This window comes from Negativicutes bacterium (genome assembly GCA_021372785.1).
GTDB lineage: Bacteria > Bacillota > JAAYKD01 > JAAYKD01 > JAAYKD01 > JAJFTT01.
The window spans coordinates 58,608-65,189 of sequence record JAJFTT010000023.1 but is presented as its reverse complement, the minus strand read 5'-3'; the positions used below and the strand labels follow the sequence as shown (position 1 = coordinate 65,189).

Annotated in this window: 6 protein-coding genes; 2 read left to right on the top strand and 4 right to left on the bottom strand. The window is 48.7% G+C overall.

The window, feature by feature from the left end; translation table 11 throughout:
• Positions 1-226 precede the first annotated feature (226 nt).
• From LLG09_03065 to LLG09_03055, 3 genes are all read right to left on the bottom strand, one after another.
• The gene (locus LLG09_03065) at positions 227-967 is read right to left on the bottom strand and encodes a hypothetical protein (protein MCE5196096.1); all 741 of its coding nucleotides are present in this window, start codon (positions 965-967) and stop codon (positions 227-229) included.
• Positions 964-1,821 carry a 4Fe-4S binding protein gene (locus LLG09_03060; protein MCE5196095.1) on the bottom strand — a complete coding sequence of 286 codons (858 nt, stop codon included), beginning with the start codon at positions 1,819-1,821 and terminating at the stop codon, positions 964-966. Before LLG09_03060 ends, LLG09_03065 begins: the two co-directional genes overlap by 4 nt.
• 180 nt (positions 1,822-2,001) lie before the next feature.
• Complete coding sequence (locus tag LLG09_03055) at positions 2,002-3,042, bottom strand: flippase-like domain-containing protein (GenBank protein ID MCE5196094.1); 1,041 nt, start codon at positions 3,040-3,042, stop codon at positions 2,002-2,004.
• A gap of 713 nt (positions 3,043-3,755) precedes the next feature.
• On the opposite strand from LLG09_03055, the gene LLG09_03050 reads away from it, so the two are divergent.
• A complete protein-coding gene (locus tag LLG09_03050; protein ID MCE5196093.1) occupies positions 3,756-4,454 on the top strand; it encodes a response regulator transcription factor in 699 nt (232 codons plus the stop codon).
• 1 nt (position 4,455) lies between these two features.
• Positions 4,456-5,859: a two-component sensor histidine kinase gene (locus LLG09_03045; protein MCE5196092.1), complete on the top strand. Its 1,404-nt coding sequence runs from the start codon at positions 4,456-4,458 to the stop codon at positions 5,857-5,859.
• 100 nt (positions 5,860-5,959) lie between these two features.
• On the opposite strand, the gene LLG09_03040 is transcribed toward LLG09_03045, so the two are convergent.
• A complete protein-coding gene (locus tag LLG09_03040; GenBank protein MCE5196091.1) occupies positions 5,960-6,511 on the bottom strand; it encodes a hypothetical protein in 552 nt (183 codons plus the stop codon).
• Between the last annotated feature and the right edge of the window lie 71 nt (positions 6,512-6,582).

The window sequence follows — 6,582 nt, the reverse complement described above, 5'->3', positions numbered from 1 at the left end:
CGGATTAATAATTTGCTGTCAGAAAAAGATCTGCTTAAATCGTATAGTGTCAAAGATGTCTTGTTTTGTGCTTCAAGTGTTATACAAGCTCAAACTAACGGTTGCTGGAGGATCTATAACATGACCGGCAAACTTAAGAACCTATTCGAGACCTTGGGGGTCACAATTGCACCTATACCATAATTTTTGGTAGATTATTTTAATTAAACTTTTTTTCGGCTGCCGCTTATTTGGCGTCCAGCAACGCCTGCAGCGCAGTCTTGACTGCTTCAAAATCCAGCTGCTCTTCCGTGCAGTAGGTTTTGATGACGATCAGCGGATTGGGTAAGGCTTTTCCGATCACCGTTTCCACTTCTTTTTGGTTGACTCCGGCATCCAGCACTTCCCGGAATGTTGTCGAGCCTTTGATCACCACGCCGGCTGCGTTGACCGTCTCTTTTTGTATGCTGCCGTCAACGGCAGAAAGCGTGCTCCCATCGTTGCTCAGCTCCACCGTAATTGCCACCAGTCCGGCTGCTGCTTCTGCCGATAACTTACCTGAGGCAGTCAGGATTGCCACAGCCGGCTGCGGCAAATAAACCGTCTCGGTCAATTCAAAGGGCAACCCCGTATAAAGTGAAACGAAATATTTAACGGAGTTGGTGCCTATTTCCGTGCCGGCTGCCGCCTGTGATGCGTAGAGCGTTTCCAGAGATTTCAGCTGAAAATCTTCCGCATTCGCTGCCGATAGCCCAAACGCCTGAGCCAAAATGCGCGTATCGACCTGAAACGATTGCTCAATGTCAGCAAAAGTATAAGAGCCGCGAATGTCAGCCGGATTAAATTCTCCCGCATAGGCGCCGGATGCGAATTTGGCAGGCTGGCCGGAATTCTCCGTCTGCCAGCAGCCCAGCGCGTCCGCCAGGGACACCGATCCAAAAATCACTAAGAGAATCACCATTCCTAAAACAGCGGATCTTAGTTTCATGCCCTTTCCCCCTTTCCGATTTGCAATGCCACGGTCTTGGCAATCGGGCAGGCCTGTTCCGATGTGCATTTTAAGCAGGAAATGCATTGATGATTGCTCACCGTATCGCTAGCGCTGACGGTGATGTTCATCGGGCAGGCTCTGTCACAGGCGCCGCATTGAATACAGGTCTCGCGATTGCGTTTGATCTTGAAAATACGGATGAAATTTGTTAAACCAAGCAAGGCGCCGTAGGGGCAGGCATATTTGCACCACGGACGTTCCACAAACAAAGAGGCGATGACTGTGATAGCTAGAAGGGACAGGGCTGCTGGAGCCAATTCATCGGTCCAGAGATTGAAAAGCGCGTAGTAAGGGTCGATTCCCTGATAAATCAATTTCCCTGTCACGGCTGTCTGATAAACAACAGTCGCCAGCACCAGATAGCGGAGATAGCGCAGCACTTTGTCAATTTTGGCGGGAATAAAATGGTTATACCGTTTGCCGTTCAGTTTCCTGCCAAGCTTGCCGATCAGCTCCTGAACCGTGCCGAAGGGGCAAACCCAACCGCAGATGACCGGGCCTGCCAATACGGCAAGCGCCAGGCCAGCCAGCATCAAGACAAAAGAAGATTCGTGAATTTTTTGCACAAAAGTGCCTACGGTGAAAAACTGATAAAGCGATACCACACCGCCAAAGGGACAGATGGCATGCAGAGAAGCGTTCGGCAGAAAAGCCAGATTGAAACCTAATTCCGTCAGGTATTTCTTTAAGCTGATTGCGAAAACCAACAGCAAAAAGAAACCTTGTATCCAGCTTCTGATTTGAGATTTTCTCGGTTTCCGGTTCGGGGGATTTGTTGTCACATGCGTCATGCTGTCTACCTCCAGATTTTCATTTGGTATTTTGTTTTCCAAGCTTGTTTGTATTTTAATAGGAAATTGTGTTCAAAATATGGCGAAAACATGGAAAAAAAACAACGCTCCCGAAAGAACGGGCAGTGAAAAGTCACTGCACCGCCCGAAAGAGAGCGTTTATATCGAAAAGAAAACTGCTTATTTTTTTTGATTCTGCTTTGCTGCCACTCTTCCCAAAGAAACATTGGCCGCAAAACCAAGCAGGATCGGGATCCAAAAAGAAATCAGGCGATAACTCAAAGTCGCCACGACGCTGATCTCCATAGCGACGCCCAAAGAGGTATACATTTTGACCATGATGCCCTCCACAACACCAACCCCGCCCGGGACAAAGAAGGCCACATTGCGCAGCAACAGCGCCATGCTGTAACCCGTGATCAAGAGAATCGGATTAATCGGATGACCCGCGGCAATAAAGCAGAAATAAAGTGAAAGCATATCAAAACCAACCATCAGACAGGATCCGGCGACCGGCTTGACCCAGCCTTTTTTTTGCAGCAGCAGCATGCCGTTGAAGAGCTCGTCCAGTGTGTTGCTGATCCCTTCCAGCCTGGCCGGCCGTTTGATCAGGCGAAGGAAAAATCCGATGGCCCGTAAAACCAGCTGTTTAATTCTGCCGCGAACCTGAAAACCAAATACCAGAACAACAGTACCGCCGGCTAAAACAACAAAAATCAAAATAGCGAGAAATTTCTGAAAATCCGTGATCTGATGCAGCAACAGCAGATAGAGAAAGCTGATTTCTGCCAATAGTAATAAAATCAAATTATTCAGCAGTGCCGGCAAAAAGCCGGTCAGTTTGGAGGCATCCGATGGTTCTTCGTTTTTCGATACCCAGTAATAAGTCGTCGCCATACCGGTTACCCAACCTCCGATCAGACCGAGGCTGGCGGAAGCAAGCGTAATCAAGGCGCCCCGGAAAACCGTGAAGTTAGATTTTCCCAAATTGATGATCGCTTTCAATAAATAGCCGCTGCCCAAATAGCTGCTGACTTCCGCCAAAATCGCCAGGCCGACCAACCAGAATGGCATCGACAATAAAACCTGCAAGGAGCTTTCCAGGGTTGCCAGACTGGGCAGCAGGATATGTACGGCTAAACCGAGTACCAGCAAAGGCACCAGATAGCGGTATATTCGTCTTCGATTGAGTTGATGGTCTTTCGGCTTCTTCTCCGCCATGGCTGTCACCTTCTGCCTTCTTTTCACTTTTGTTTTTTATTATAGCACAATCCGCCTGTTTTGTCTCAAAAAAGCGTTTTTCGCAGATAATGATAACACAAAAAAATAATGATGCAAGCTGAATGATTGGGCGTTTTCAGGTATCACTTGGTCTGTGCTATTGAAACTTTCACCGGCTGGCGCAGCCGCGCAGAGACCGGAAGCGGCAACTGCCTGATTTTGCCGCCGGAGCTCCATCGGCATCGTTCAACGGAACCCTTCAAATAAACGCATCCGGAATGATAGGTGACCCGCTGTGCCTGCCAAAAGTGAAAGAAGAATCGGACGGGCTGCCCTCTCACCCCGACGAGGCGCAGTCAATCGGCTGCGCCTCGTTATTGCTGAAAATTACCGAACCAATCATTGCCGTTTTTTATTGGCCCCCGATTGCTGATGCGCTCCGTTTCTTCACTTTTTCTTCACTTCTTCTGTGTAAAATAAAAATCGGGTGATTGCTTTTGGGGCAATTCTGTTCTGCCAATCTCAACGTTCGGTCCGCTTACTGCAGCAGTTTTTGTGTTTCGACTATGAATCGACTGCTGCAAATGTTATAATGAGAATCAATTTTGCTGCAGATAGCCGCACAGTTTAAGGTAAGCGGAATCAGCAGCTGAACCGGCAAACATCAGTCTGGGATCAATCGCCGGAGTTCAAATTGAAGGGGGTAAAAGCCAATGCCAGCAAAACCGACCATTCTTCTGGTGGACGATGAAGTTAAAATCACCGAAGTGGTAAAATCCTATTTGGAGAATGCAGGTTACCGGGTGATCTGCACCAACACCGGCAGACAGGCGATGGATCTCTTTGAGAAAAACGCACCGGCAATGCTGATTCTCGACCTGATGCTGCCCGATATCTCCGGTGAGGAAATTTGCAAGGCAATCCGGAAAAAATCGAGAACGCCTATCATCATGCTGACAGCCAAAGTGGAGGATGCGGAAATCATCAACGGGCTGGCCATGGGAGCGGATGATTATATGATCAAGCCGTTCAGCCCCAAACAATTGGTTGCCCGGGTCGAGGCTGTGCTGCGCAGAGTCACTGCCGAAGCCATTCCGCTGGCAAATGAATTCTCTTTCAATGACGGGGAATTAATCATTGACGGTCTGCGCCATGAGGTACGAAGAAATGGCCGACAGCTTAGTCTGACACCGAATGAATATCAAATCTTGATGATCATGGCTAAATATCCGACAAAAACGTTTACCCGGGAAGAATTGATCCGCTTTGCTCTGGGTGACGACTTTGCAGGTTATGACCGCATCATCGATACGCATATTAAAAATATCCGGCAAAAGCTAGGCGACGACAGTAAAAACCCGCGCTATATTCTGACGGTGCATGGCATAGGCTATAAGTTTGGAGGCGAATAGAATGAAGTATACGCTTCGCTTCAAACTGACGACAGCTTTTCTGCTCATCACTTTGCTTTTTTCTCTGCTGATCGGTCTTTTCGCCAATATTACACTGCAGAGGCAGTTTAAAAATTACGTGATGAACAACCTGAATGATAGCAATGAGCAAATCATCACCACATTGGAAACTCGCTATCGCGACTGGGGCAACCAATGGAATCTGACGGGTTTGGAAATTCTGGGGGTCAGCGCCCTGAACAATGGTTTGCTGCTGCAAATTCGCGACAGGGACGGAACGGTTTTATGGGACGCCATGACGCAAAACCGTGATTTCTGCGCAGAAATTATGCAGGGTATGGCCGCCAAGATGAAAAGACAGAATGCCGCTTTTCGTGGCGGCTATACGGAAAAAGCATATCCGCTGACAGTTCAGGGTCAGCCGGCAGGGACAGTAACCCTCGGTTATTATGGACCTTACTTTTATACCGACAATGATATCAACTTTCTTAACACACTGAATCGCATCCTGATTTTAGGGACAGCCCTGGCGGGCTTGCTTTCGCTCTTAGCGGGGACCTATCTGGCCAAACGTCTCTCGGTACCGATCGCCCGTGTGATCAACAGCGCCGAAGAAATCGCCAAGGGCAATTATCAGGACCGCATCACAGAAAAATCAGATATGCGGGAAATCATTAATTTAGAAAAGTCGATCAACACACTGGCGGATACGCTCGGGAAACAGGAAATTCTACGCAAACGACTGACTGCCGATGTAGCGCATGAACTCAGGACGCCGATTGCCAATCTGCAGAGTCACCTCGAAGCCATGATCGACGGAATCTGGCAAGCGGATCGCAAGCGGCTGATCAGTTGTCATGAAGAAACACTCAGAATGGCAAAAATCGTCAACGATTTGGGCAATTTAGCGATTTATGAAAGCGAGAACCTGATCCTGCATCCAGTCAGCTTCCCTCTCGCCGATTTCATGAAAGGTCTCGTCCTGAACTTCGAGAATGAATTCCGCAAAAAAAACGTCACGCTCTCGTGCAAAACAGAAGAACAAGACTTGTTTGCCGACAAAGATCTGCTTGCTCAGGTACTCACCAACCTGCTCTCGAACGCGCTGAAATATACTCCCACCGGGGGAAGCGTAACGATTTCCACTGCGAGTGATGCAGACCAGGTACAAATAACAGTGACAGACACCGGCATTGGCATCAGTCCGGCAGATCTGCCTTTTATATTTGAACGGTTTTACCGGGCGGATCAATCGCGCAGCAGAGTCACCGGTGGTTCCGGCATTGGACTGACCATCGCCAGGTCTTTGGTGGAAGCGCAGCACGGCAGCTTATCCGTCCGCAGTGAAGCGGGGGTTGGCAGCCAATTCACCATTTTGCTGCCCAGAAACCGCAAGGAAAATTGAATCGGCAGGAATTCCTGCCGGATATCAAAAGGCCGCCTCGGATGAAACCGGGACAGCCTTGTTTGCGCTCCGATTATTCCCGGAGCCGTACTGCTTATTTTTATGATTGCACTTTCGGCAGGTCAGTTTTCTGCTGCAGGTTGGCTCTCGCTTCTTCATATCGTCCGCCGAGAACCTCCCCTCTCGGGATCTTTTCATACAAATCGTAATTGGGAACCGCTGCTCTCTGATAATCTCTATTTTGCAGATTGTGATAATAATACTGCAGGATCAGCTGCAGGTCATTGGCATATTTCGCCACATGCATCGCCATCACGCGGGTGAAGAGCAGTTTCTCCAAAGAAAGCAAATAAAAATCCGTCCATTCGACCGCGCCTTGCCGGTAAAAATCGTAATCGAACAGAGCGATACTGCGCCAGATTTCAAATTCACCGATCACAAAACCCAAATCACCCCAGAGATCCTTGCGCTGATCGGGAAAACGCGCTGCCAGGCTTTGATAATCCCGGTCCGTAATCACCAGATCGGTATCCTTGCCTTTCTGGCGCAGTCCATAATATTGCATGGCACTGCCGCCGATCAGAATCGGTTTATCCGCAAAGCAAAGCTGCAACTGTGTCAATTTTTGCCTGGCTTCCCGCTCCATGTCCATGGTCTTGCCTCCGTCCGGTTTATCTTCTTCTCTCCTGTCAGGAACATCCATTCTCTCTTTTGCAGCAAACG